Origin of the sequence: Kitasatospora sp. NPDC101447, assembly GCF_044767225.1 — a bacterium.
In the GTDB taxonomy this organism is placed as follows: domain Bacteria; phylum Actinomycetota; class Actinomycetes; order Streptomycetales; family Streptomycetaceae; genus Kitasatospora.
The window spans coordinates 15,738-39,373 of sequence record NZ_JBIWNL010000042.1 but is presented as its reverse complement, the minus strand read 5'-3'; the positions used below and the strand labels follow the sequence as shown (position 1 = coordinate 39,373).

Annotated in this window: 24 protein-coding genes and 2 pseudogenes; 14 read left to right on the top strand and 12 right to left on the bottom strand. The window is 74.1% G+C overall.

The genetic code is table 11. The features are described 5' to 3' along the window. Positions 1-7: 7 nt before the first annotated feature. The 4 genes from ACIRST_RS36385 to ACIRST_RS36370 form a co-directional block, all read right to left on the bottom strand. Entirely contained in the window at positions 8-541 is a 534-nt protein-coding gene (locus ACIRST_RS36385) for a copper chaperone PCu(A)C (RefSeq protein ID WP_402807950.1), read from the bottom strand. Beyond that, complete coding sequence (locus ACIRST_RS36380) at positions 541-1,218, bottom strand: SCO family protein (RefSeq protein WP_396551147.1); 678 nt, start codon at positions 1,216-1,218, stop codon at positions 541-543. Before ACIRST_RS36380 ends, ACIRST_RS36385 begins: the two co-directional genes overlap by 1 nt. A 77-nt stretch (positions 1,219-1,295) precedes the next feature. Further along, positions 1,296-2,051: a YcnI family protein gene (locus tag ACIRST_RS36375; protein WP_350523726.1), complete on the bottom strand. Its 756-nt coding sequence runs from the start codon at positions 2,049-2,051 to the stop codon at positions 1,296-1,298. Between the two features lie 200 nt (positions 2,052-2,251). Next, positions 2,252-3,091 (bottom strand): hypothetical protein, encoded by an 840-nt coding sequence (locus tag ACIRST_RS36370; RefSeq protein ID WP_402807947.1) that lies wholly within the window; start codon positions 3,089-3,091, stop codon positions 2,252-2,254. 230 nt (positions 3,092-3,321) lie between these two features. Between ACIRST_RS36370 and ACIRST_RS36365 the strand changes: the two genes are divergently transcribed. The 3 genes from ACIRST_RS36365 (at position 3,322) to ACIRST_RS36355 (ending at position 5,604) form a co-directional block, all read left to right on the top strand. After that, positions 3,322-3,957 carry an ATP-binding protein gene (locus ACIRST_RS36365; RefSeq protein WP_396551150.1) on the top strand — a complete coding sequence of 212 codons (636 nt, stop codon included), beginning with the start codon at positions 3,322-3,324 and terminating at the stop codon, positions 3,955-3,957. 85 nt (positions 3,958-4,042) lie between these two features. After that, positions 4,043-4,273 (top strand): hypothetical protein, encoded by a 231-nt coding sequence (locus ACIRST_RS36360; protein ID WP_350523729.1) that lies wholly within the window; start codon positions 4,043-4,045, stop codon positions 4,271-4,273. Positions 4,274-4,296: 23 nt separating this feature from the next. Beyond that, positions 4,297-5,604 (top strand): amidase, encoded by a 1,308-nt coding sequence (locus ACIRST_RS36355; RefSeq protein ID WP_402807944.1) that lies wholly within the window; start codon positions 4,297-4,299, stop codon positions 5,602-5,604. On the opposite strand, the gene ACIRST_RS36350 is transcribed toward ACIRST_RS36355, so the two are convergent. After that, positions 5,601-6,242 carry a TetR/AcrR family transcriptional regulator gene (locus tag ACIRST_RS36350; RefSeq protein WP_402807941.1) on the bottom strand — a complete coding sequence of 214 codons (642 nt, stop codon included), beginning with the start codon at positions 6,240-6,242 and terminating at the stop codon, positions 5,601-5,603. The two genes, ACIRST_RS36355 and ACIRST_RS36350, sit on opposite strands and share 4 nt — an antisense overlap. 175 nt (positions 6,243-6,417) lie before the next feature. Here ACIRST_RS36350 and ACIRST_RS36345 point away from each other — a divergent pair, with 175 nt between their 5' ends. The 3 genes from ACIRST_RS36345 (at position 6,418) to ACIRST_RS36335 (ending at position 9,079) form a co-directional block, all read left to right on the top strand. Beyond that, a complete protein-coding gene (locus ACIRST_RS36345) occupies positions 6,418-7,302 on the top strand; it encodes an alpha/beta hydrolase (RefSeq protein WP_402807938.1) in 885 nt (294 codons plus the stop codon). A gap of 14 nt (positions 7,303-7,316) precedes the next feature. After that, the gene (locus ACIRST_RS36340; RefSeq protein ID WP_350523733.1) at positions 7,317-7,934 is read left to right on the top strand and encodes a TIGR03086 family metal-binding protein; all 618 of its coding nucleotides are present in this window, start codon (positions 7,317-7,319) and stop codon (positions 7,932-7,934) included. Between the two features lie 323 nt (positions 7,935-8,257). Next, the gene (locus ACIRST_RS36335) at positions 8,258-9,079 is read left to right on the top strand and encodes an integrase (RefSeq protein WP_350523734.1); all 822 of its coding nucleotides are present in this window, start codon (positions 8,258-8,260) and stop codon (positions 9,077-9,079) included. A gap of 128 nt (positions 9,080-9,207) precedes the next feature. On the opposite strand, the gene ACIRST_RS36330 is transcribed toward ACIRST_RS36335, so the two are convergent. Together ACIRST_RS36330 and ACIRST_RS36325 are read right to left on the bottom strand one after the other, a co-directional pair. Continuing rightward, entirely contained in the window at positions 9,208-10,167 is a 960-nt protein-coding gene (locus ACIRST_RS36330) for a pirin family protein (RefSeq protein ID WP_396551161.1), read from the bottom strand. A gap of 213 nt (positions 10,168-10,380) precedes the next feature. Further along, on the bottom strand, positions 10,381-10,884 hold the full coding sequence (locus ACIRST_RS36325) for an SseB family protein (protein ID WP_396551162.1): 504 nt from the start codon (positions 10,882-10,884) through the stop codon (positions 10,381-10,383). A gap of 213 nt (positions 10,885-11,097) precedes the next feature. Here ACIRST_RS36325 and ACIRST_RS36320 point away from each other — a divergent pair, with 213 nt between their 5' ends. Together ACIRST_RS36320 and ACIRST_RS36315 are read left to right on the top strand one after the other, a co-directional pair. Next, positions 11,098-12,927, top strand: coding sequence for an acyl-CoA dehydrogenase (locus ACIRST_RS36320; RefSeq protein ID WP_350523736.1), 1,830 nt, complete (start codon positions 11,098-11,100; stop codon positions 12,925-12,927). A gap of 405 nt (positions 12,928-13,332) precedes the next feature. Continuing rightward, positions 13,333-14,640 (top strand): M18 family aminopeptidase, encoded by a 1,308-nt coding sequence (locus tag ACIRST_RS36315; RefSeq protein WP_350523737.1) that lies wholly within the window; start codon positions 13,333-13,335, stop codon positions 14,638-14,640. Between the two features lie 75 nt (positions 14,641-14,715). Here the strand turns inward: ACIRST_RS36315 and ACIRST_RS36310 are convergent, their stop codons facing one another. Together ACIRST_RS36310 and ACIRST_RS36305 are read right to left on the bottom strand one after the other, a co-directional pair. Continuing rightward, complete coding sequence (locus tag ACIRST_RS36310; RefSeq protein WP_402807934.1) at positions 14,716-16,536, bottom strand: NHL domain-containing thioredoxin family protein; 1,821 nt, start codon at positions 16,534-16,536, stop codon at positions 14,716-14,718. 307 nt (positions 16,537-16,843) lie between these two features. Next, a pseudogene (locus ACIRST_RS36305) lies at positions 16,844-17,344 on the bottom strand (GNAT family N-acetyltransferase); the annotation flags it as partial. A gap of 129 nt (positions 17,345-17,473) precedes the next feature. Here ACIRST_RS36305 and ACIRST_RS36300 point away from each other — a divergent pair. Next, positions 17,474-17,962, top strand: a complete 489-nt coding sequence (locus ACIRST_RS36300) for an LURP-one-related family protein (protein ID WP_350523739.1) — start codon at positions 17,474-17,476, stop codon at positions 17,960-17,962. 139 nt (positions 17,963-18,101) lie between these two features. After that, positions 18,102-18,524 carry a DUF350 domain-containing protein gene (locus ACIRST_RS36295; RefSeq protein WP_350523740.1) on the top strand — a complete coding sequence of 141 codons (423 nt, stop codon included), beginning with the start codon at positions 18,102-18,104 and terminating at the stop codon, positions 18,522-18,524. 51 nt (positions 18,525-18,575) lie between these two features. Here the strand turns inward: ACIRST_RS36295 and ACIRST_RS36290 are convergent, their stop codons facing one another. Continuing rightward, positions 18,576-18,935 carry a winged helix-turn-helix transcriptional regulator gene (locus tag ACIRST_RS36290; RefSeq protein ID WP_402807930.1) on the bottom strand — a complete coding sequence of 120 codons (360 nt, stop codon included), beginning with the start codon at positions 18,933-18,935 and terminating at the stop codon, positions 18,576-18,578. Here ACIRST_RS36290 and ACIRST_RS36285 point away from each other — a divergent pair. The 4 genes and pseudogenes from ACIRST_RS36285 to cutA all read left to right on the top strand — a co-directional run. Further along, a pseudogene (locus ACIRST_RS36285) lies at positions 18,856-19,266 on the top strand (NAD(P)-dependent oxidoreductase); the annotation flags it as partial. The gene ACIRST_RS36290 and the pseudogene ACIRST_RS36285 sit on opposite strands and share 80 nt — an antisense overlap. A 23-nt stretch (positions 19,267-19,289) precedes the next feature. Then, positions 19,290-19,859 (top strand): GNAT family N-acetyltransferase, encoded by a 570-nt coding sequence (locus tag ACIRST_RS36280; protein ID WP_402807927.1) that lies wholly within the window; start codon positions 19,290-19,292, stop codon positions 19,857-19,859. A gap of 275 nt (positions 19,860-20,134) precedes the next feature. Beyond that, positions 20,135-21,034 carry a class I SAM-dependent methyltransferase gene (locus ACIRST_RS36275; protein WP_350523743.1) on the top strand — a complete coding sequence of 300 codons (900 nt, stop codon included), beginning with the start codon at positions 20,135-20,137 and terminating at the stop codon, positions 21,032-21,034. A 114-nt stretch (positions 21,035-21,148) separates the two neighbouring features. After that, complete coding sequence (gene cutA, locus ACIRST_RS36270; RefSeq protein ID WP_350523744.1) at positions 21,149-21,478, top strand: divalent-cation tolerance protein CutA; 330 nt, start codon at positions 21,149-21,151, stop codon at positions 21,476-21,478. Positions 21,479-21,496: 18 nt separating this feature from the next. Here the strand turns inward: cutA and ACIRST_RS36265 are convergent, their stop codons facing one another. Together ACIRST_RS36265 and ACIRST_RS36260 are read right to left on the bottom strand one after the other, a co-directional pair. After that, entirely contained in the window at positions 21,497-22,147 is a 651-nt protein-coding gene (locus ACIRST_RS36265) for a response regulator transcription factor (RefSeq protein WP_350523745.1), read from the bottom strand. Continuing rightward, positions 22,111-23,454, bottom strand: a complete 1,344-nt coding sequence (locus ACIRST_RS36260) for a sensor histidine kinase (RefSeq protein WP_402807924.1) — start codon at positions 23,452-23,454, stop codon at positions 22,111-22,113. Before ACIRST_RS36260 ends, ACIRST_RS36265 begins: the two co-directional genes overlap by 37 nt. Positions 23,455-23,636: the final 182 nt, after the last annotated feature.

Here is a 23,636-nt window from a genome sequence, read left to right as displayed (position 1 = left end):
CGGTCCCCTAACTCTGGCCGGGGCGGTAGGTGAGCTCCTTGACCGGCACCTTGACCGCGATGGTGCCGGACTTGGCGAAGGTGAGGTCCAGTTCGAGCTCGTCGCCGAGTGCGGGGGCCTTCTGCCAGCCCATGATCATGAGGTGGGTGCCGCCGCGCGCGAACTGCAGCGCGCCGTGCGCGGGCACGTCCAGACTGTCGACCTGCTCCATGCTCGACGGGGTCGAGCGGTGCATGGTGACCGACTCGGCGCCGGGGCTGGTCACCTTGACCAGCTCGTCCCGGCCGCCGTCGTTGCGGACGGTCAGGTAGCCGGCGGCCATGCCGCCGGCCGGGGGCAGCGGGATGTAGGAGTCGGCGACGCTGAGCCTGGCCGGCCCGCTGCCGGCAGCGCTCGGGCCGCTCGGGCCGCTCGGGCCGTTCTGGCCGCCCTGGCCGCCCGTTCCGCAGGCGGCCAGGATGGCGCCGCCGCCCAGGACGGTGGCCAGCACCGCACCCGTGAGGGCGGTCCGCCGGAAGCGGTGCGTTCCGTTGCCCGCCATTACGCCGCGACCCCCTTGGCGAGCAGCGCCAGGTCGTGCTCGTAGGTCTTCTCCTCGGTGCCGCTCATGTAGAGCACGTGCGCCTTGTCGTCCGAGGGGAGGAAGGCCAGCACCTGCGCGCCGTGGGTCGAGGTGACCGTGCCGTCCGCGTTGACCACCGGGTCCTCGATCATGATGCCGAGCGACTTGGCGGCGGTCTTCACCTTGGCCAGGTCACCGGTGAGGCCTATGAAGTCGCTGCCCATCGAGTCCAGCCAGGTGCGCAGCACCTTGGGGGTGTCGCGCTGCGGGTCGGTGGAGACGAACACGACGTTGATCTTCTGCCGGTCCTCCGCGGGGAGCGCCTTCATCGCGACGCCGATGTCGCCCATGGTGGTCGGGCAGACGTCCGGGCAGCTGGTGTAGCCGAAGAACAGCAGGGTGGCCTTGCCGTTGGTCTGCTGCCGCAGGTCGAAGGGCTGCCCGGAGGTGTCGGTCAGCTGGAGGTCCGGCTTCTCGAAGTTCTTCGCCAGCTTGGTGCCCTGGTACGGGGTGTTCTCCTTCTGCTGGGTGACCTTCGCGGCGGTGGAGTCGCCGCCGGAGGAGCCGCAGGCGGACAGGGTCAGGGCGGCGGTCAGCGCGAGGGCGGCCGCGCCGGCCAGGCGGGCGGTGCGGGCGGGACGGGCGGTGCGGGACATGCGGGTTCCGATCGTGCGCGGTGGGCCGCCGGCGGGGCCGTACCCGTGGTGGGGGTACGGCCCCGCCGGCGCGGGGGTCAGGAGGCGGAGCCGCCGTTCTTGCGACGCAGGCCGAGCACGCCGACGGCGGTGCCGATCACGCCGACCACGATGCCGACCACACCGAGGGTGCGGGCGGTGGAGTCACTGGCCTTGCTGCCGCTGTCCGAGGAGGCGGCGTGGTCCGAGCTGTCCCCGTGGGCGCCCGCGGCGGGGGAGGCGGTGACGCCGTGGGCGTCGTCGCCGGCGGCGGCCTTGGTGAGCTTCAGGACGGGCGCGGGCTTGGCCGGCTCGGGCTGGCCGTCCTTGCTCTCGTCGATCCAGCGGACGACGTCGCCGTTGTCGTAGCTCTGCAGGGCCTTGAAGACCAGGCTGTCCGAGTCGGTCGGCAGCGGGCCGAGCGAGACCCGGAACTCCTGGAACTGGCCGGGGGCGATCTTGACGCCGGCGTCCGCGGTCCAGGTGATCTTGGAGACGGCCTCGTTGACGTCGTTGCCGTGCACCTTGATCGGCTTGTCGAGCTTCGACTTCTCGATCGTGGCCGTCCAGCCCGGCATCGGCAGGGTACGGACCGAGGCCAGCGGGTGGTCCAGCGGGAGGTTGACCTCCAGCTTCACCGTGCTCGCGGTGTCGCTCTCGTTCGGCACCCGGAAGTCCACGGCCGTGTAGCCGCCCTGCGGGGCCGCACCCGGGTTCACGGTGACGTGCGCGAACGCGGGGCCGGCCAGCGCCACCACGGAGGCGGCGGCGGTCAGGGCGACGGCGGCGAGACGACGGGCGGGAAGGGAACGCATGATGCGGGGTCTCCGATCGGAGTTCGGCGGCAGGCCGGGGCCGGGCGACGGACCGGGCCGCGCCTCGGCCGCGCTCGTGGTGCCGCGCGTGGGGACGTGTGGGGGGCAGAGCCTCGGGCCGGACCCGGTGGTCGGGAAACGGCCCGGACGGTGCGCACACCCGCGCCCGGCACGGCCCGCAGGCCACCGGGGATCGCGGATCAGTACGCGAAGGCCCCGCACGGCGGACCGCGCCGCACCACGCTGTGCCGCAGCACGGCACCCGCCGGGAGCGGGCTCTCGCCGCCCCGGGCCCCGAACCGGCGGACCGGACCGGCCGCGCCGAACAGACCGCGCAGCAGCACGGCCACCAGCGCGAACGCCGACCGCAGCGGCGCCGCCCAGTGCTCCCGGGCCGCCGTCGCCGCCACCCGCAGCAGGCGCCACAGCGCCGCCTCGCCGCGCCGCAGCCACCAGCCCGCCACCAGCGCGGCGGCCAGGTGCCCGGCCAGCATCGACGGGGTCATCCCGAACACGCCGGTCTGCCACCACGGCGCGGCGGCGAACGCGTGCGGGTCCAGGCCTGCCGAGGAGACCAGCTGCTCCGGGGTCGGGCTGCCGGGCAGGCCGACCAGCGTGCCCGGGCGGGCCTCGTTGCAGATCAGCCGGCCGGCCACCTGCGGAACGGTCATCGCACCGGAGGCGCCGTGGTGCATGCCCGGCATCGCGGAGGAGCCCGTGAGGCCGGCGAAGCCGCCGAAGCCGTGGAAGAGGACGTGCAGACCGAGCTGCCCCGCGCCCAGCGCCCCGGCGATGCCCGCCAGCGAACGCTCCCGGCCGCCGCAGGCCGCGGCGAACGCCAGCACCGCGGCGAAACCCGCCGCCAGCGCGGTCACCGGTACGTTCCCGCCGCCGGCCAGGGCGTGTCCGGCGGCCGCTATCAGCGTGCAGACCAGCGCGAACGGGACGGCCCGGGCAAGCCGCAGGTCCCAGGCGGCGGACCCCGCCGGCTGGGCCGGTCCGGGGGCGCCCGGGGACGGGGCGGCGGCGAGGGCAGTCATGGCCGGGCCATCCTCTCATTGCGTACGCCGCCGACACCGGCAGGGTGGGAAATCCCTACGAATGCCCCTTTCGGCGGCGGCGTGCAGGAAGGGGTGTGCGCCGCTCGGCACAGACCCCGTCCCCCAGTCCATCCGCCGAACGGGCGGTAGCGGCCCCCGGGCACGGTTCACCGCCGAATCGCCCGGAGATACCTAGTTGTATGTGGAGCCGCAGCCAGGAGGGACCTCCCGTGGACATCTGGTGGACTCTGCACCTCAAGCGCGATCCGGCCAGCGTGCCGCTGGCCCGGCGCATCCTGCTCGGTGCCATGGCGACGGCGGGCGTCGACCCGCAGATCGCCGACGACCTCGGCGTCGCCCTCAGCGAGGCCTGCGCCAACGCGGTCGAGCACGGCGCCACCGGGCGGCCCGACGACGGCTTCCAGGTCACCGCGTCGATCAGCGGCGACCGGCTGCGGATCGAGGTCACCGACTCCGGGCCCGGCCTGCCCGCCCCCGCGGCCCCGCCGGTCCGGCGCCCGGCCGCCGCCCCGAGCCGCCCGGCCGCGACGGGCCGGGCGCCCGGCCGCTCCCGCCGCGGCCGCGCCACCGTCCCGGCCCGCGTCCTCACCGGCCACCGCCCCCGCCGCGACGACCACCCGTACGACACCCACGTCCTCCCCTGCCGCCCCACGGCCCCCACCCTCCGCCCGGTCGACCTCGACACCCTCCCCGACCTCACCGCCGAATCCGGCCGGGGCCTCTTCCTCATCCACGCCCTCACCGACCACGTGCAGCTCCGCAACCACCCCCTGCGGGGGGCCATCGTGAGCTTCGACAAGATCCTCAAGTGGCAGGACGACGCGCTGCTGCGGGCCGCGTCCTGAGGGCGCTCGCGGGCCTTCGCGGGCGTCGGCGGGGCGTCCTCCTCCCGGGTTGCCGGGGGTGGGGGCGAGCCGGACGATGGGGGGCATGAAGCACCAGATGCGAGCCGAGTACGGCGCCGGCGGTGCGGCCGAGGGGGTACGGCTGTGGCACGTGGTCCGGGGCGAGGAGAGCGTGGCGATGTGCGGCCGGGAGCTCGATCCGCAGGCGCCGGTGCGGGACGCGGTGGACTGGGGGAAGACCCCGGAGCTGTGCTGCCACACCTGCGGGGCGTACTTCCTGCGCGAGGCGCCGTACCTGTCGGCCGAGCACCCGTAGCCGCCGGTCCGGCGTTGCCCGGCATGGAGGAGCCCCTCGTCCGGCCGCGGTCGTTGGCCGGCGACGCCGCCGGGCTGCGCGCGGGCCGCCCGGGACTGCCCGAGTACGTCGACCGCTTCTGCGCGCTGGTCGAGCGGGTGGATCCGCTGATCCACGCGTTCGTGCCGGAGCCCGGGCGCCACGACCGGCTGCGGGCGCAGGCGGGGGAGCTGGCCGCGCGGTACCCGGACCCGGCCGGGCGGCCGCCGCTGTACGGCGTGGCGGTGGGGGTCAAGGACGTCGTGCACGTGGACGGGCTGCCCACGCACGGCGGGTCGGCGCTGCCGCCCGGGGTGCTGGCCGGGCCGCAGGCCGCGGTGGTGGACCGGCTGCGCGCGGCGGGGGCGCTGGTCGCGGGCAAGACGGTGACCGCCGAGTTCGCGGCGAGCGCCCCCGGGCCGACCCGCAACCCGCACCATCCGGGGCACACGCCGGGCGGCTCCAGCAGCGGTTCGGCGGCGGCCGTCGCGGCGGGGCTGGTGCCGCTCGCGGTCGGCACCCAGACCGTCGGCTCGGTGATCCGCCCGGCCGCGTACTGCGGCGTGGTGGGCTTCCGGCCGACGTACGGGCGGATCCCGGTCGACGGCGTGATCCCGAACGCGCCGAGCCTCGACACCCTGGGGGTGTTCACCGCCGACCTGGCGGGCGCGGCGCTGGCGGCCCCGCTGCTCTGCGACGACTGGCGGCCGGTGGCGGACGGTGCGGTGCCCGTGCTCGGGGTGCCGGACGGGACGTACCTGGAGCACGCCGAGCCGGCCGCGCTGCGCGCCTTCGAGGAGCAGCTGGAGCGGCTGGCGCGGGCCGGGCTGACGGTGCGCCGGGTCGAGCTGTTCCCCGACTTCGACGAGGTCGGGCGGCGGTTGCAGACGGTCAACCGCTTCGAGATGGCCCGGAGCCACGCCGACTGGTTCGCCCGGTTCGGCGGCCTCTACCGGCCGGAGACGGTGGCGGGCATCCGGGTCGGCCGGGGCGTCGCGCCCGAGGACCGGGCGGCCGGGCTGCGGTTCCGGGAGCGGCTGCGCGAGCGGGTGGCCGGGGCGGGTGCGGAGGCCGGGGTGGACCTGTGGCTGGCGCCCTCGGCGACCGGCGGGGCGCCGGAGGGCCTGCACGGCACCGGCGACGCGGTGATGTCGCTGCCGTGGAGCTTCCTGGGCCGGCCGGCGCTGAGCCTGCCGGCCGGGCGGACGCCGGGCGGGCTGCCGCTGGGCCTCCAGGTGGTCGGTGCGGAGGGCGGGGACGAGCGCCTGCTGGCCCAGGCGGCGGAGCTGGAGCGGGTGCTGGCAGAGCGTTAGGCGAGCGCCGGGTCGGCCGGGTCGGCGGCCTCGGCGCGCAGCAGGCGCAGCAGGAGGCGGCCGGCCCGTTCGTACGGGGTGGTCTCGTCGTGCAGCACGGCCTGGGAGTTGGCCGCCTCCAGGACCGCGATCAGGGCGAAGGCGAGGTCCCCGAGGTCGGTGTCCGGGCGCAGGGTGCCGGCGGTGCGGGCTTCGGCGAGGGCCTCGACGATCGTGTCGGACCACTCCCGGGCACAGTCGGCCAGGGCGTCCCGGACGGCGCCGGGGCGGGCGTCGAACTCGGCGGTGACCTCGTGGAAGAAGCAGCCGCCCGGGAAGACCCGGGCGCGCGAGTAGCCGAGCCAGCCCTCGCACAGGGCGCGGGCCCGGGGGAGGCCGGGCGGGGTGTCGGCGACCGGGGCGACGACGGCGTCGGCGAAGATCCGGCGGGCGGCGCGGACGGTGGCGAGCTGCAGCTCCTCCTTGGAACCGAAGCCGGCGAAGACGCCGCTCTTGCTGAGTCCGAGGTCGGTGGCCAGCCGGCCGATGGAGAGCGCGTCCAGGCCTTCGATGGAGGCGATGCCGACGGCGCGGTGCAGGACCGCCCGGCGGGTCTCCTCGCCGCGCAGGACCCGTCCGTCCGTGGTCGTTCGGGCCATCGTCCGCCCCCGTTCTCGTCGCTGTGCGTGTCGCCCAGGGTAGTGCGTGGGCGGGTCCGCGCCCGTGGAACTGTCCCTAAAACTGCACGAACGGTCGTGCTAATATCTCGCCGCGAGCGCGAGCACCACGGCCCCACCCCGCCAGGAACACCCGTCCGTACGACAGGGAGACCCGATGGCCCCGGCCCAGGCACCGATGGCACCGAAGGCACTGATCCGCACCGTCCTCAACCCCGCCGCCCGCATCGCCCCCGGCGCGGCCGGGCGGGCCGCCTACCAGCTGTTCGTGCACCCGTTGCGGCGCAGCCGGGTGCGACCCTCGGAGGCGGAGGTCCACCGACGGGCCGTCACCGAGCGGCTCACCGTGAACGGCAAGCCGGTGGTGGGCTACCGCTGGGGCAGCGGCGAGCGGCCGGTCCTGCTGCTGCACGGCTGGCGCTCCCGGGCCTCCCGGTACGCGCCCCTGGTGCCCCGGCTGCAGGAGCTCGGCCTCAGCGCCGTCTCTTTCGACGCGCCGGGCCACGGCGACTCCGGCGGCCGGACCACCGGCGTGCCGGAGTTCCGCGAGCTGGCGTTGCGGCTCCAGGAGCGGTACGGGCCGTTCGAGGCCGTCGTCGCGCACTCGCTGGGCGTCTGCGCCGCCTTCGGGGCACTGGCCGACGGCCTGCGGGCGGGCCGGCTGGCGGCCGTCGCCGGGGTGTCCCGGGTCGGCTTCTTCCCGGCCGCGTTCTGCGCCGGGCTCGGCCTGAACGCCGAGGTCGAGGGGGCGCTGCGGGCCCGGATCGAGCGCGAGCTGTTCGGCGGGGACGCCGGTGGCTGGGAGCGCTACGACGCGGCCCGCCGGGCTGCGGAGGTCGACCTGCCGGTCCTGGTGGTGCACGACGAGGACGACGACGTCGTCCCGCTGGGCCAGGCGCACCGGCTCCGGAGGGCGTACGGGGAGCGACTCGACCTGGTGGTCACCCGGGGGCTCGGCCACCGCCGGATCATCGCGGAGCCGACCGTCGTCGACCGGGTGGCCGGATTCCTGGCCGCGGGCCTGGAGGTCGCGGCCGGATGAGTACCCTCGACCGCATGGAGATCGTCGAGCTCGTCGAACTGCACGCACGCTCACTGGAGTTGGCCGTCGAGGTGGTCGACGGCGTCCGGCCGGAGCAGCTGGACCTGCCGACCCCGTGCGCCGGCTGGACGCTGCGCCACCTGCTGGCGCACGAGATCGGGCAGCGCCACGGCTTCGCGGCTGCCGCGCGCGGGGCAGGCCCGGATCCGGCGCTCTTCGCGCCCGTCCCGGTCGGACCGGACCCGGCGGGCACGGTGCGTCGGACGGGCACCGAACTCACCGCCGCGTTCCGGGACGCGGCCGCGGCGGGCCGGGCGCTCTGGCTGCCCGAGATCCGCGACGGCGGCCCCTTCCCGCTCGACCGGGCGGTGGGCTTCCACCTGCTCGACACCCTGGTGCACGGCTGGGACCTCGCCGCCGCGCTCGGCACGCAGGACCGGCTGGTCGAGCGGGTGGAGGGCGACGGGGAACTGCTGTCGGTCCTGGAAGCGGTGACGGACGCCGTCCCGGACACCCCGGAGGCGCGGGCGCCGGGCCGGGCCTTCCGTCCCGGCCTGCGGCCCGGGGACGGCACGGGCCGGTTCGAGCGGGTGCTGGCGCTGCTCGGCCGCGATCCCGCCTGGAAGGGGTAGGTCAGCTCAGCTCTGGTCGCGCTGCTCGTCCGGGAAGCGCGGACCGCCGATCAGGTACAGCAGTGCGGCCGTCGGAAAGCCGAGCGAGGCGGCCACCACCACGATGAACTGCCAGAACATCTTCCGCTCCTCGTCAGTCACGGGCCGCCCGGGCACCCGAAGGTGATCCCAAACCCGACCCGCCCCGATTGGCCGAATTGTCCGGTCACTTTCCGACGGTATGGCCGAATCACCCCGGCTGCCACCGGGCGCCGGGCCCCGGCCCGGCGCCCACCGGCGCAGGGGTCTGGGCGCGGGCCGGTGGCGGCGGCCACACTGTCGGGATGCAGCTACAGCTCGCAGGGGAAGCACGGCGGCCCGACCGGGAGAGCGAGGACTTCGCGGCGGCCTCGCCGGAGGCGCTGGTCCTGCTGGACGGCGCGAGTTCGCCGGCCGGCCTGGAGTCCGGGTGCCGGCACGGGACGGCCTGGTACGTCCGCCGGCTGGGCGTGCACCTGCTCGCCCGGCTCACCGACCGGGCGGACCGCTCGATCGCCGAGTGCCTGGCCGACGCCATCGCGGAGACGGCCGCGCTGCACGGCGGCCGTTGCGACCTGGCCCACGCCAACACGCCCGCCGCGATGGTGGTCGCGGCCCGGCGGCACGGCGAGGCGCTGGAGTACCTGGTGCTCGGCGACTCGCTGCTGGTGCTGGAGTTCAAGGACGGCCCGCCGAAGGTGATCGGGGACAACCAGCGCTTCCCCGGCGGGGAGGAGCTGCGCCGCCAGATCTGGGCGACCGTGCCCGGCTCGGCCGAGCGGGCGGCGCTGCACCTGGAGTACGCGCTGGCCGTCCGCGCCGCCCGCAACCGGGGCAAGGGCCCGTGGATCGCGGCCGCCAGCCCGCGCGCGGCCGAGCACGCCGAGACCGGCTTCGTCCGGCTCGACCGGCTGCACGCGCTGGCCGCCCTCACCGACGGCGCCTCGCGCTTCACCGAGCGCTTCGGGCTGGGCAGTTGGGGCGATGTGCTGCGGCTGCTCGCGGAGTCGGGCCCGGGCGAGCTGATCGCCCAGGTCCGCGCGGTGGAACGGGCGGACGCCGCCTGTGAGCGCTGGCCGCGCGGCAAGGCCCACGACGACGCGTCGGCCGTGTACGCGCTGCTGTAGACGACCGGACCCGCCGTCGCGACGGCGGGTCCGTATGACGGCGGGTCCGTGCAAAGCGACGGCGGGTCGGCCGAAGGCGGGACCTTCGGCCGACCCGCCGTACCGGTGGCCGGAGCCACCGGTCGGGCCTACTTCCCGGAGGCCGGGACGGTGCCGAGGCGGCCGGCCTGGAAGTCCTCCATGGCCTGCTGCAGTTCGCGGTGGCTGTTCATCACGAACGGCCCGTACCAGGCGACCGGCTCGCGGATCGGCAGGCCGCCGAGCAGCACGACCTCGAAGTTGGCGTTCCGGGAGTCCTGGCTCTCGTCGGCGCGGATGGTGATCGAGTCGCCGTCGCCGAACAGGACCGCCTGGCCCGTGCCGAACGGGCGGCGCTCGGCGCCGGCCGAGCCCTTGCCGGCCAGGCCGTAGGCGAGGGCGTTGAAGTCGGAGCGCCAGGGCAGGGTGATCTGGGCGCCGGGGCTGACCGAGGCGTGGATCATGGTGATCGGCGTGTGGGTGGCGCCGGGCCCCTGGTGGCCGTCGAGCTCGCCGGCGATCACCCGCAGCAGGGCGCCGCCGTCCTCGGTGCTGAGGAGCTTGACGCTGCCGCCGCGGATGTCCTGGTACTTGGGGGCGATCATCTTGTCCGAGGCGGGCAGGTTCACCCACAGCTGGAGGCCGTGGAAGAGGCCGCCGGACATCACCAGCGACTCCGGCGGGGTCTCGATGTGCAGCAGGCCGGAGCCCGCCGTCATCCACTGGGTGTCGCCGTCGGTGATGACGCCGCCGCCGCCGTGCGAGTCCTGGTGCACGAAGGTGCCGTCGATGATGTAGGTGACGGTCTCGAAGCCGCGGTGCGGGTGCCAGGGGGTGCCCTTGGGCTCTCCGGCCGCGTAGTCCACCTCACCCATCTGGTCCATCATGATGAACGGGTCGAGGTACTTGGTGTCGATCTTGGCGAAGGCGCGGCGGACGGGGAAGCCCTCGCCCTCGTAGCCCTCGGGGGCGGTGACCACGGTGCGGACCGGGCGGGCGCTCGTGACGGCGGCGTCCGGCGTGGTGACGCGCGGGAGGGTCAGCGGGTTGTCGACGGTCACGGCGGGCATGTCGGCCTCCTTCGAGGGGGTGTTCTGCGGCCTACGTCCACGAGATTAGTTCAATCCTCAACAACAAGCAAGTTGAAAGTTGAACCATATGTCGACGGAGGAGCGCGGCTCCTCTTTCTCCAGGATGGGTCGGGCGCGGGTCCGGCGCACCGCGGGGCGGCCGTGCGTCGGGGTGGTCGCCGGTCGGGGGCGGCCGTACGTCGGGGGCGGCCGTCAGCCGTACATGCGGCGCATGGTGAAGTCGACCATCTGCTCGACGGCCTTGGCGTCGAACACCATCCGGTGCTCGCCCTCCATGTCCAGCGCGAAGCCGTAGCCGGTCGGCAGCAGGTCCAGGACCTCGGCGCCGGTGACGGTGAAGTGCTTGGAGTCCTTGCCGGCGTAGCGGCGCAGCTCCTTCAGCGAGCTGAACATCGGGATCACCGGCGTCGGGGTGTTGTGCAGCGCGAGGAAGCCGGGGCGGTCGCCGCGCGGGCAGTGCACCTTCGAGGTGATGAAGATCGCCTGGAAGTCCTCGACCGCCATCGAGCCGGTGGTGAAGGCCCGGACGGCGTCCGCCAGCGACGGCGGGGAGGGTTCCGGGTAGAGGGACTGCTGCGACCCCGGCGCCTGCGCGCCGTAGGCGTCGGGTCCGGGCATGCCGTTCATGCCCGGCTGCGGACCCGCCTGCTGCTGGTAGGGGTCTCCCGGGTATGCGTTCTGGTCATATCCGTACACACGGACAGGCTAGCGGGAGCGCACCCGCCCGCGCTGGCGCCGATCCTGACAAGGAGTGGTCGCCCCGACTGTGGGACGTGACCACGTTCATAGCGGATTCACCGTCGAGGGCTTGCCCAAGTTACCGCTGGGTAGCATCATGATGCCTACTGGTGGGTACGGGACGCCCGAACGCGGCGGTCTCCCGGAAGCGACGAACCGGAGAAAACGGCCATGGGTCACTACAAGTCCAACCTGCGGGACGTGGAGTTCAACCTCTTCGAGGTGTTCGGCCGCGAGCAGGTCTACGGCACCGGACCGTTCGCGGACATGGACGTCGAGACCGCGAAGAACATCCTGAGCGAGATCTCGCGCCTGGCCGAGAACGACCTCGCCGCGTCCTTCGTCGACGCCGACCGCAACCCGCCGGTCTTCGACCCGGAGACCAACACCGCCCCGATCCCGGCCACCTTCAAGAAGAGCTACCAGACCTTCATGGACGCCGAGTGGTGGCGTCTGGGCATCCCGGAGTCGATCGGTGGCCAGGTCACCCCGAACTCGCTGATCTGGGCCTTCGCCGAGCAGATCCTGGGCTCGAACCCGGCCATCTGGATGTACTCCTCCGGCCCGGCCTTCGCCGGCGTCATCGCCGAGGAGGGCACCCCGGAGCAGCTGGAGGTCGCCAAGCGGATGACCGACCGCCTGTGGGGCTCCACGATGGTCCTCACCGAGCCCGACGCGGGCTCCGACGTGGGCGCCGGCCGCACCAAGGCGATCCAGCAGGAGGACGGCTCCTGGCACATCGAGGGCGTGAAGCGCTTCATCACCTCGGGCGAGCACGACATGTCCGAGAACATCATCCACATGGTCCTGGCCCGCCCCGAGGGCGGCAAGCCGGGCACCAAGGGCCTGGGCCTCTTCATCGTCCCGAAGTTCGACTTCGACTGGGAGACCGGCGAGCTCGGCGAGCGCAACGGCGTCTACGCCACCAACGTCGAGCACAAGATGGGCCTCAAGGCCTCGAACACCTGCGAGATGACCTTCGGTGCCAAGCACCCGGCCAAGGGCTGGCTGCTCGGCGAGAAGGTCGACGGCATCCGCCAGATGTTCAAGATCATCGAGTTCGCCCGCATGATGGTCGGCACGAAGGCCATCGCCACCCTCTCCACCGGCTACCTGAACGCCCTGGAGTACGCCAAGGAGCGCGTGCAGGGTGCCGACATCTCGCAGTTCCTGGACAAGACCGCCCCGCGCGTCACCATCACCCACCACCCGGACGTGCGCCGCTCGCTGCTGACCCAGAAGGCCTACGCCGAGGGCATGCGCGCGCTGGTGCTGTTCACCGCGTCCACCCAGGACGACATGATGGCCGCCAAGCTGCGCGGCGAGCACGACGAGGCCTCCGAGCGCCTGAACGACCTGCTCCTGCCGATCGTCAAGGGCTACGGCTCGGAGAAGTCCTACGAGCAGCTCGCCCAGTCCCTGCAGACCTTCGGTGGCTCCGGCTACCTGCAGGAGTACCCGATCGAGCAGTACATCCGCGACGCCAAGATCGACACCCTGTACGAGGGCACCACCGCCATCCAGGGCCAGGACTTCTTCTTCCGCAAGATCGTCAAGGACGGCGGCCAGGCGCTCACCGCGCTGTCCGAGCAGATCCAGAAGTTCCTCGGCTCCGCCGCCGGCGGCGACGCCCTGGCCGCCGAGCGCGAGCTGCTCGCCAAGGCCGCGGGCGACCTGGAGGCCATCGTCGGCAAGCTGCTGGCCGACCTGACCTCGGTCGAGCAGGACGTCAAGAACATGTACAAGGTGGGCCTCAACACCACCCGCCTGCTGATGGTCTCCGGCGACGTCGTCGTCGGCTGGCTGCTGCTGCGCCAGGCCGCGGTGGCCCTGGCCAAGCTGGAGGCCGGCGCCTCGGAGAAGGACGTCCCGTTCTACCAGGGCAAGGTCGCGGCCGCCCGCTTCTTCGCCAAGAACGTCCTGCCGACCGTCGCGCCGCAGCGCGTGATCGCCGAGGGCATCGACAACGAGATCATGGAGCTGGCGGAGGAGGCCTTCTAAGGCCACCACCCTTCCGACCGCCTGACACACCCTCACACCGAAGGGCCCGGCTGCCACCGGGCCCTTCGGTGTTGCCCGGGGGCTGCGCCCGGCCGCTTCCGCCGGACCGTCACATGCCCCGGTGCGCGCCCGGCCGCCGTGCCGCCGGCGCCGGGCCGCCGCGTCGGAGGTACCCCGCCGACGCGTTTCCGACGCCCTGCCGACGCCCTGCCGGCGCCCTGCACGCGCTCCGACGACCGTGCGCGACCAGGGACTATCCGCCGTGCGGACACCGGGTGTTGTGGCCGGTTCGCGGTCGAGAACGGTTGGGATGCTTCCGAATGCCCTGTCCGTGTACGGGCATATGCTCAAGGTGCGAAGCCGACTCCCCATCCGGCTTCGGCCCTCCCTCGACCCAGGAGCAGTATGTCGACCGCCGCCCGACAGGCATTCTTCGACCGGACGCACAGCGACGATCTGATCGCCTTCCTCGGTACCTCGCCGTCCCCGTACCACGCGGTCGCGAGCGCCGCGGAGCGGCTGGAGAAGGCGGGCTTCCGGCAGGTCGCCGAGACGGACGCCTGGGACGGCGCCGCCGGCGGGCGCTACCTGATCCGCGGCGGTGCGCTGATCGCCTGGTACCTCCCCGAGGGAGCGGGCCCCGAGACCCCGTTCCGGATCGTCGGCACCCACACCGACTCGCCCAACCTGCGGGTCAAGCCGCTGCCGGACACCGGCTCGGCCGGCTGGCGGCAGGTCGCGGTGGAGATCTACGGCGGCGTGCCGCTGAACAGCTGGCTGGACCGCGACCTCGGCATCTCCGGCAGACTCGCGCTCAAGGACGGCACCGCGCGGCTCGTCCAGCTGGACGAGCCGCTGCTGCGCGTGCCGCAGCTCGCCATCCACCTGGACCGCCAGGTCAACGACGGCATGAAGCTGGACCGCCAGCGCCACCTCACCCCGATCTGGGGCCTCGGCCCGGTCGACGAGGGCGCGCTGATCTCCTACGTCGCCGAGCGGGCCGGCCTGGCCGTCGACGACGTGGTCGGCTGGGACCTCATGACGCACGACGTCCAGCCCGCCTCCTACCTCGGCCGGGACCGCGAGCTGCTGGCCGGGCCGCGCCTGGACAACCTGCTCTCGGTGCACGCCGCCACCGCGGCGCTCGCCGCCGTCGCCACCGCCGCCGACGCCACCGAGCTGCCGTACATCCCGGTGCTGGCCGCCTTCGACCACGAGGAGACCGGCAGCGAGTCCGACACCGGCGCGCAGAGCCCGCTGCTCGGCAACGTCCTGGACCGCACGATCCACGCCCGCGGCGGCTCCCTGGAGGACCGCGCCCGGGCGCTGGCCGGCACCGTCTGCCTCTCCTCGGACATGGGCCACGCCGTCCACCCGAACTACAGCGAGCGGCACGAGCCGGGCCACCACCCGCTGCCGAACGGCGGGCCGATCCTCAAGGTCAACGTCAACAACCGCTACGCGACCGACGGCGTCGGCCGGGCGGTGTTCGTGGCCGCCTGCGAGAAGGCGGGCGTGCCGTGGCAGAGCTTCGTGTCCAACAACGCGATGCCCTGCGGTACGACGATCGGCCCGATCACGGCGGCGCGGCTGGGCATCAGGACGGTGGACTGCGGCATCGCGGCGCTCTCCATGCACTCGGCGCGCGAGCTGTGCGGCGCGGAGGACCCGTACCTGCTGGCGAGCGCGATCAAGGCCTTCCTGGAGGGCTGAGCCCCTCCTCCGGTACGACCGGGGCCCGGCGGAGGAACGCTCTCCGCCGGGCCCCGTCGTCGTCGCGGGCCGGGGTCACTCCATCCCGGCGAGGACCAGCGGGAGGCGGCGGGCGCCGTCGGCGACCAGCTTCACCGGCACGCCCCAGTCCTGCTGGTGCACGTGGCAGGCCGGGAACTCGATCTCCGGGTCGTCGTCGCAGGAGGCCGCCATCGCCGAGACGTGCAGCACGCCCTCGGCGACCTCGTCGGAGAGCACCAGCTCGCGGGAGAGGTCGCTGTCCGCGCCGGCGCCGGAGACCAGCAGCTCGGGCGGGGTCGCGCTGACCAGCAGCCGGGTGGACGGGCCGTAGCGCTCGTCCAGCTTCTGCCCGCTCGGGGCCGAGAAGACCACGTCCAGCCGGAGGGCGCCCGGCGCGACCTCGGTGGCCGCGCGCTGGGTGCGGTGCGCCACCGACTCGACCCGCACCGCCTCCTCCGGCAGCCGCAGCCTGGTCAGCCGGTGCCGGGCCGACTCGACCACCACGATGTCGTCGTCCACCAGCACCGCGCCGGAGGGCTCGCGCAGGTCGGTGGCCAGCGTGCTGACCTCGCCGGTCGCCGGGTCGTAGCGGCGCAGCGCGTGGTTGTAGGTGTCGCTGACGGCGACCGAGCCGTCCGGCAGCACGGTGACGCCCAGCGGGTGCTGGAGCAGAGCCTGGTCGGCCGCGCCGTCGCGGTGGCCGAAGTCGAACAGGCCGGTGCCGACGGCGGTCTCGACCGTCCCGGTTTCACGTGAAACCGAGCGCAGCGCGGAGGTCTCGGAGTCGGCGACCCAGAGCTTCCCGCCGTCGGCGGAGACCGCGAGGCCGGACGGCTGGGCGAACCAGGCCTCGGCGGCCGGACCGTCCACCAGGCCCTCGTTGGTCGTGCCGGCCGCGACCCCGACCTCGCCGGTGGCCGGGTCGTACGCCCAGAGCTGGTGCACGCCCGCCATCGCGATCCACACCCGGCCGTCGAACCAGGCGACGTCCCACGGCGAGGAGAGGTCCACCTCGCGGGCCGGGCCCGCGGTCGCCGAGCCCTGCCACCACTGGCGGCCGGTGCCGGCCAGGGTGGTCACGCTGCCGTCGGCGAGCCGCAGGCCGCGCAGGGCGTGGTTGACGGTGTCGGCGACGATCACGTCGTAGTCGTGGGGGTGGCCCTCCGGCAGCAGCGCGAGGCCCTGCGGCTCGCTGAACCGGGGGCTGGTGCCGTCCACCAGGCCGCGCTGCCCGTCGCCGATCCGGCGCACCACCGTCTCGCCGTCCTCGGCCAGCTCGACCAGCGAGTGGTGGCCGGAGTCGGCGACCAGGAAGTGGCCGCCCGGCAGCCGGACCGCCTTGCCGGGGAACTTGAGGTCCCCCGCGGTCGCCTCCGGCGCCACGTACGGGCCGTCGCCGCGGCGCAGCGTGCCCTTGGCGGCGTGCTCGGCCTCCAGCTCCTCGACCAGGCGGGCGATCGCGTGGGCGTGGCCCTCACCGGCGTGCTGGGCGACGACGTAGCCCTCCGGGTCGATCACCACCAGCGTCGGCCAGGCGCGGACGGCGTACTGCTTCCAGGTGGCCAGCGCCGGGTCGTCCAGCACCGGGTGGTGCACCTCGTACCGCGCGACGGCGTCCACCACGGCCTGGTGGTCGGCCTCGTGCACGAACTTCGGCGAGTGCACCCCGACGATCACCACGGTGTCGCGGTGCTTCTCCTCCAGCTCCCGCAACTCGTCCAGGACGTGCAGACAGTTGATGCAGCAGAAGGTCCAGAAGTCCAGGACGGTGATCTTGCCCCGGAAGTCGGCGAGCGTGAGCTCCTTGCCGCCGGTGTTCAGCCAACCGCCTGCCCCGACGAGCTCGGGGGCGCGTACACGTGCACGAGATGCCATGCCCCAATGAAACCGCACGGCCCGGGTCCGCATTCCGGGCCCACCGGGTTCAGAGGTCCGGCTGACGGGCGGCGCTCAGCTCCACGGCCTCCCGGGCCGTGTGGAGCGAGACCCCGGACGGGCCGAGCAGGACCCGGGTGACCAGGATCGCGGAGATCATGCTCACCTCGCGCTCGACGAGCAGCCGCTGGACCGCCTCCATGCCCTGCCCGGCGAGCACCGGGCGGCACTCCTCGGCGACGGCGGTCAGCCGGGCGGCGTGCTCGAACGTCATGCCGATGACGTCCGGGAAGAGGTCGGGGCGGGTGAGGTCGGCCTGCCAGCGGGTCTCGCCGTCCTGGACGTGGGCGGTCGGACGCAGGCCGACGGCGTGGGCGACCCGGCGGGAACCGCGGTGGTCCGGGTGGATGTGCGCGACGGCGGTGGTGACGCCGGCGGCGGTGAGGTGGGCCAGCAGGGTGCGGGCCGCCTCGGTGGCCAGGCCGCGGCGCTGCCACGGCGTGCCGACCACCCAGGCGACCTCGGTCTCCTCGGGGCGGACGGTGGCCTGCACGTAGCCGACGAGGGCGCCGTCGGCGCGCAGCCGCAGGACCCAGTTGCCCCAGCGCTCGGCCGGATCGGGGGAGCCGGCGGCCAGCCGGGCACAGCGGGCGCGCATCTCCTCCGCCGTCGCCGGCCGGCCGCCGGTGAAGGCGTGCAGGGCCGGATCGGCGAGCGCGGCCGCCAGCTCCCCGGCGTGCTCGGCGGCGATCGGCAGCAGGTCGAGGCGCTCGCCGTGCAGCGGGACGGTGGTCGGATCGGGGCTCATGGCGGTATTGAACGCGAGCGGGTGCCGCCGTGCGACGGGGTTTTCGGCGGGTGCTTCGTGGCGGTGCTTTTCGCCGGGCGGGGGATCGGGGTCGAATGGGGCCGACGTCAACACGGAGGAGGTCCTGCGGTGCGGTATCTGGTCAGGGAGAAGCTGTTCGCGGTCGGCGACGACTACTGGATCGAGGACGACCGGGGACACAAGGCGTACCTGGTGGACGGCAAGGTGCTGCGGCTGCGGCACACCTTCGAGCTGAGGGACGCGAACGACCGGGTGGTCGCGGTGGTCAAGGAGAAGATGCTCACCGTCCGCGACGCGATGAAGATCGAGGACGCCGACGGCGAGGTGATCGCGACCGTCCGGGAGAAGCTGTTCACGCCGTTCCGCGACAAGTACCTGGTGGACCTGGCCTCCGGCGGCGAGCTGAAGATCCACGGCAACCTGATCGACAAGGACTACCGGATCGAGAACGACCACGGCGACGAGCTGGCCCGGATCAGCCGCAAGTGGTTCCGGATCCGGGACACCTACGGGGTGGAGATCGCGGACGGCGCGGACACCGGGCTGCTGCTGGCCGTCGCGGCCTGCGTCGACCACCTGGCGCACGAGGAGGACTGACCCGACCCGGGTTTCCGGATCCCGGTCCGCCTCTCACCCGTGTGGGGTATCTTTTGCCACCCCTTGACCAGGCCGGTCGAGGGGCCCTGACCGCCGGTCGAGGGCGCACGGCGAGAGCGGACCGGGGGCTGGAACCACGATGAACGACATCCTGCACGGGCTGGGCGCGGCGGCGGCCTACGGAGCCCTCGGGGTGGTGCTGCTACTCCTCGGCGTCGGCCTGGTGGACGTGCTCACACCCGGCCGGCTCGGCCACCAGATCTGGGTCGAGCGCAACCGCAACGCCGCGGTCCTGCTCAGCTCCGCGCTGCTCGGCATCGGCGGCATCGTGTTCACCGCGATCATGTACACCTACGCCGACTTCGCCAAGGGCCTGATCTCGACGGCCTGTTACGGCGTGCTCGGGCTGGTGCTGATGGCCGTCGCGTTCTGGCTGGTGGACCTGCTGACGCCCGGCAAGCTCGGCGCGATCCTGGTCGAGCCGGAGCCGCACCCGGCGGTGTGGGTGTCGGCGAGCTGCAACATCGCGGTGGCGGCGGTGGTGTCGGCCGCGATCGCGTAGCAGCTGCGGCCGGGCGGGGCCCGGCCGCGCCACGACGGGTGCCCGGCCGTGCTACGAGGGGTGGGGCGCCCCGCCCAGGACGTGTTCCCGCCCCCAGCCCCCCAATGGCCCCAGCGCCGTGTTGAGGCGCTGACCGGCCTCGGTCAGCGCGTACTCGACCCGGGGCGGCACCTCGTCGTACGCCTCCCGGTGCACGATGCCGTGCGCCTCCATCTCGCGCAGGTGCGCGGCCAGCACCTTCTCGGTGATGCCCGGCAATTGCCGGCGCAGCTCGCCGAAGCGGCACCTCGGGCGCTCGCCCAGGGCCCAGAGGATCGACACCTTCCATGCCGCCGGCACCCGGTACGTCGGCGCGGACGCCGGGCACGCGGCCCTGCACGACGTGGCGCTGCTCAGCGCGATGTACGGCATGTTCGCCGGGATCGCGCACGCCTTCGCGCTGGTCCGCGGCGAGGCCGTGGCACCGGGCGACCTCGCGCCGCTGCTGGCGAGCTGGCTCACCGCGATGTCCGGCTCGGTGGCCAGGACCGCGGAGCAGCTGGAGAGCGGCGACTACACCAAGGACGTGGTGTCCGACCTGGCGATGCAGGTGGCCGGCAAGGGCACGCTGCTGCGCACCGCCGAGGAGCAGGGCGTGAGCGCCGAACTGCTGGAGCCCTACTTCCGGTTGATGGAGCGCCGGTTGGCGGTCGGCGTCGGCGAGGAGGACCTGACCGGGGTCGTCGACCTGCTGCGACGGTGAGGGGCGGCCGGTAACGTACCGGCATGACAGACCTCGAAGAACGCGCCAGTGTCGTCGCGTCCGACTCTCCGCAGTCCGGGGCGGGAGTGCTGGTCAGACCGCGCCGCGGTGACGACCTCGTCGCCTGCGTCCGGGTGCTGGACGACGTCCACCGCGCCGACGGGTACCCCGTCGACTGGCCCGACCGCCCCGCCGCCTGGCTCACCCCGGACGGCCTGCTGGCCGCCTGGATCGCCGAGTCGGACGGCCGGCTCGCCGGCCACGTCGGCCTCACCCGCAGCGCCCCGGGTGATCTCGCCCCCACCCGGTGGAGCCACCGCACCGGCGGCCGTCCGGAACTCGCCGCCGTGATCGGCCGGCTCTACGTCGACCCCGCGGCGCGCGGCCACCACATCGGTGCCCGCCTGCTCGCCTGCGCCGTGGCGCACGCGCGGGCGCTCGGCCTGCACCCCGTCCTCGACGTCCTGGCCACGGACACCGCGGCCGTGGCCCTCTACCGCCGCCTCGGCTGGACCCACCTCGGCAGTGGTGAGCAGCAGTGGCCCTCCGGCCGCACGGTCACCGTCCACTCCTTCGCCGCCCCACGGGGGTAGCACCCGCCCGGACGCGGCCGACCCGCCCGGACGCGGCCGACCCGCCCGGCCGCTCCGGCCCGGGGCCGAGCGGGGTCCGGCGGCGGCTGAGCCGGGCCGTCCGGCGGACGGGCCGATTTGCTGGGGTGGCAACAAAGCTTGCCGCCGGGCGGGGGCTGGTCGCAGCCTGGCGGAGGAGGGCCGCGGACGGGCACCGCGCCCCCACCGCGCGTCCGGCGCCGCGGTGCCCGCGTGAGCGGGGAGGCCTTCGGCACCCACGAACGGAGAGATCGGACATGACCTCGCACCACCACCAGCACGGGCACCAGCACGGCCACGGCCACGGGAACGTCCCCGCCGCCGACTTCGACTGGGACGCGCTCGCCGCGCACCTGGAGCACGAGGCCGACCTGCGCGCCGGCGCGGTCACCGAGGCCGCGCGGTGGCTGTCCGGCCTGGCCGGCGACGGGACGGCCGGCGCCGTCCGGAGGATCCTCGACGTCGGCAGCGGGCCCGGGGTGATCGCCGGCATCCTGGCGGACACCTTCACCACGGCCGAGGTGGTGGCCGTCGACCAGTCGGCCGCCCTGCTGGAGCGCGCCCGGATCCGCTCCGGCGGCCGGCTGGGCACCCGGCAGGTCGATCTGCCCGCCGAGTTCGACAAGCTCGGCGAGGCCGACCTGATCTGGTCCGGCAACGCGATCCACCACCTGGGCGACCAGCAGGCCGGGCTCGCCTCCCTCGCCGGGGTGCTGCGGCCGGGCGGACTGCTCGCCGTCGCCGAGCGCGGCCTGCCCGCGCGTTTCCTGCCCCGGGACTTCGGCCTCGGCCGGCCCGGGTTCCAGGCCCGGCTGGACGCGGCGCACGAGGACGGCTTCAGCACCATGCGGGCTGAACTGCCGGGCAGCACCGCGGAGATCGAGGACTGGCCGGCCATGCTGGAGCGCGCCGGTCTGACCCCGAGCGGCACCCGCACCTTCCTGGTCGACCGCCCCGCCCCGCTCGACCGCCCCACCCGGGAGTACCTGCACACCCAGCTCCGCCGCCTGCACGACCAGCTCGCCGACAGCCTCCTCCCGGAGGACCGCGACACCCTCGAAGCCCTCCTCGACGAGGAGGCCCCCACCGGCATCCTCCACCGTCCGGACGCCTTCTACCTCTCCGCCATGACCGTCCACACGGCCCGCCGGGCCTGACCGCCGCCGCCCGGTGACGGCCGCCCCGAAGGGCAGCCGCCACCGGGCCGCCACCACCGGACGGACGCTCCGCACGGGCCGTCCGGCCGGCGGTGGCCGGGATACCGTCGGGGCATGACAGCGAGCGAGCAGCGCTTCGTCGTGGTGACCACCACCCACGAGAGCGAGGAGCAGGCCCGGGCCCTGGCGTCCGCCGTGGTGCGGGAGCGGCTGGCGGCCTGCGCCCAGGTGTACCCCGTGCGGTCGGTGTACTGGTGGGAGGGCGAGGTGCAGGACGCCGAGGAGTGGCGGATCGACCTCAAGACCCGGGCCGAACTGGCCGACCGGCTCGGCGCCTTCGTCGCCGGGCGGCACTCGTACGCGACGCCCGAGGTGATCGCCGTGCCGGTGGTGGCCGGCAGTCCCGGCTACCTGGACTGGCTGGCCGCGGAGACGGCCGGGTAGCGCGGCTCACGTGTCGGATCAGGGCGCGACGTCCAGGAAGGCCAGCACCGCGAGCACCCGCCGGTGGTCCTCCTCGGAGGGCGGCAGGTCGAGCTTGAGGAAGATGTTGGCAGTGTGCTTCTTCACCGCCCGCTCGGTGATCACCATCCGCTCGGCGATCGCCCCGTTCGAGCGGCCCTCGGCCATCAGCTCCAGCACCTCGCGCTCGCGCGGCGTCAGCCGGTCCAGCGGCTTGGTGCGTTCGGTGTTGCTGACCAGCATGGCGATCACCTTCGGGTCCAGTGCGGTGCCGCCGGCCGCCACCCGCCGGACCGTCGCCACGAACTCGTCGGGGTCGAAGACCCGGTCCTTCAGCAGGTAGCCGATCGCGCCGCTGCCGTCGGCGAGCAACTCCTTGGCGTAGAGCTGCTCGACGTACTGGGAGAGCACGAGCACCGGCAGCCCCGGGATCCGCCGCCGCGCCTCCAGGGCGGCCTGCAGGCCCTCGTCGGTGAACGTCGGGGGCAGCCGCACGTCGACGACGGCCACGTCCGGGCGCTCGGTGAGGAGGGCCTGCAGGAGGTCCGGTCCGGTGTCCACCGCGGCCACGACCTCGAAGTCGTAGGCCTGCAGCAGCCGGACCAGACCGTCCCTCAGGAGGAAGAGGTCCTCGGCGAGGACAACTCGCACGGCAGCTCCATCGTCAGGGTCGTGGGGCCGCCGAGCGGACTGCGGACGGCCAGGACGCCGTCGAAGGTAGCAAGCCGCCGTTCGATGCCGCGCAGGCCGGTGCCGCGCGAGGGGTCGGCGCCGCCGGCGCCGTCGTCGGTCACCTGGGCCTTCAGCAGTCCGTCCTCGTACCAGAGTTGGACGTCGACCCGGGCGGCGCCGGAGTGCTTGGCGGCGTTGGTGAGCGCTTCGGAGACGGCGAAGTAGACGGCCGACTCGACCGGCGGCTCGGCGCGGCCGGGCAGTTCGGCGGAGACCGTCGCGTTCAGCGGGCTGTTCATGCCCAACGCCCGTACGGCATCGGCGAGTCCGCGATCGGCCAGGACCGGCGGGTGGATGCCGCGGACCAGGTCGCGCAGTTCGTCGAGGGCGCTGGCGGAGGCCTGCCTGGTCTCGGCGAGCAGCTGCTTGGCGGCCTGCGGGTCGCGCTCGACCAGCCGTTCGGCGACGCCCAGGTTCATCCCCATGGCCACCAGCCGGGCCTGCGCGCCGTCGTGCAGGTCCCGTTCGATCCGGCGCAGTTCGGCCGCCTGGGTGGTCAGCGCGTCGCGCCGGGTCTCGGTCAGGTGGGCGACCTTGCGCTGGGCGGCCAGGGCCTCGGCACGGGGGCTCGGACCGAGCAGGGACTTGGCGAGCGCGGTGTGGGTGCGCAGCACGGCGGGCGCGACGGCCAGGCCGGCCAGCGCGAGCGGGACGGCGAACACGGCGCAGAGCCGGCCGCTCGCGGCGTCGGTCACGTGGATCCACAGGTACCAGGTGTTGCCGCCGGCCGAGACGATCGGCTCCCAGAGCCACGGCAGCAGCAGGCCGAACGCGCCCCAGAGCACCAGCCCGATCGGGACCAGCGCCAGTCCGGCGCCGATCGCCGGGTCGACCACCAGCCAGGCGAGGTCCCGCCAGGTCGCCGGGTCGGCCAGCAGCGCCAGGCAGCGCTTCCAGTCGCCGCGGAAGCCCGGTTCGGCCTCGGGCTGCGGCAGGTACGGGTCGGGGATCCGCACGCCGGACCACCGCTCGGCCAGCTCCCGCCGCATTCCGGCGAGCCGGCGGACCAGCATCGCGGTCGGCACCACCAGCAGCGCGCCCACGCCGAGGCCCAGCAGGCTCGCGGTGACGGAGGCGGCGACGGACAGCAGCAGCTGCGGGAGCGCGAACCAGGACAGCGCCGCGCTGCGCAGCATGTCCCGTACGCCCGTGCGCAGGAAGTCGATCGGGTCCCTCCGGGTGTCGCGCTCCTCGTTCCCGACCGTGGTGCCGTCGGTGCCGTCCATGACCGTGCCTCCCCCTCGGTGCCGGCCTCGCGGCCGCCGTCCCTGCCCTTCGGTCACCCAGACTGCCGTACTCCCCCGGGGGGATCACTGGTCCCCGGACCCCTGTCGGGGGTACCTGGGTACACCCCCCGATCGACGCCCAGGGACCATGCCACGGCGTCCGGCCCCCGGCCTAGTGTCCT

Coding starts and splice junctions, on each gene's coding strand:
- ACIRST_RS36385 (WP_402807950.1), bottom strand. CDS start 541: ATGGCGGGCAACGGAACGCACCGCTTCCGGCGGACCGCCCTCACGGGT.
- ACIRST_RS36380 (WP_396551147.1), bottom strand. CDS start 1,218: ATGTCCCGCACCGCCCGTCCCGCCCGCACCGCCCGCCTGGCCGGCGCG.
- ACIRST_RS36375 (WP_350523726.1), bottom strand. CDS start 2,051: ATGCGTTCCCTTCCCGCCCGTCGTCTCGCCGCCGTCGCCCTGACCGCC.
- ACIRST_RS36370 (WP_402807947.1), bottom strand. CDS start 3,091: ATGACTGCCCTCGCCGCCGCCCCGTCCCCGGGCGCCCCCGGACCGGCC.
- ACIRST_RS36360 (WP_350523729.1), top strand. CDS start 4,043: ATGAAGCACCAGATGCGAGCCGAGTACGGCGCCGGCGGTGCGGCCGAG.
- ACIRST_RS36355 (WP_402807944.1), top strand. CDS start 4,297: ATGGAGGAGCCCCTCGTCCGGCCGCGGTCGTTGGCCGGCGACGCCGCC.
- ACIRST_RS36350 (WP_402807941.1), bottom strand. CDS start 6,242: ATGGCCCGAACGACCACGGACGGACGGGTCCTGCGCGGCGAGGAGACC.
- ACIRST_RS36345 (WP_402807938.1), top strand. CDS start 6,418: ATGGCCCCGGCCCAGGCACCGATGGCACCGAAGGCACTGATCCGCACC.
- ACIRST_RS36340 (WP_350523733.1), top strand. CDS start 7,317: ATGGAGATCGTCGAGCTCGTCGAACTGCACGCACGCTCACTGGAGTTG.
- ACIRST_RS36335 (WP_350523734.1), top strand. CDS start 8,258: ATGCAGCTACAGCTCGCAGGGGAAGCACGGCGGCCCGACCGGGAGAGC.
- ACIRST_RS36330 (WP_396551161.1), bottom strand. CDS start 10,167: ATGCCCGCCGTGACCGTCGACAACCCGCTGACCCTCCCGCGCGTCACC.
- ACIRST_RS36320 (WP_350523736.1), top strand. CDS start 11,098: ATGGGTCACTACAAGTCCAACCTGCGGGACGTGGAGTTCAACCTCTTC.
- ACIRST_RS36315 (WP_350523737.1), top strand. CDS start 13,333: ATGTCGACCGCCGCCCGACAGGCATTCTTCGACCGGACGCACAGCGAC.
- ACIRST_RS36310 (WP_402807934.1), bottom strand. CDS start 16,536: ATGGCATCTCGTGCACGTGTACGCGCCCCCGAGCTCGTCGGGGCAGGC.
- ACIRST_RS36295 (WP_350523740.1), top strand. CDS start 18,102: ATGAACGACATCCTGCACGGGCTGGGCGCGGCGGCGGCCTACGGAGCC.
- ACIRST_RS36290 (WP_402807930.1), bottom strand. CDS start 18,935: ATGCCGTACATCGCGCTGAGCAGCGCCACGTCGTGCAGGGCCGCGTGC.
- ACIRST_RS36280 (WP_402807927.1), top strand. CDS start 19,290: ATGACAGACCTCGAAGAACGCGCCAGTGTCGTCGCGTCCGACTCTCCG.
- ACIRST_RS36275 (WP_350523743.1), top strand. CDS start 20,135: ATGACCTCGCACCACCACCAGCACGGGCACCAGCACGGCCACGGCCAC.
- cutA (WP_350523744.1), top strand. CDS start 21,149: ATGACAGCGAGCGAGCAGCGCTTCGTCGTGGTGACCACCACCCACGAG.
- ACIRST_RS36260 (WP_402807924.1), bottom strand. CDS start 23,454: ATGGACGGCACCGACGGCACCACGGTCGGGAACGAGGAGCGCGACACC.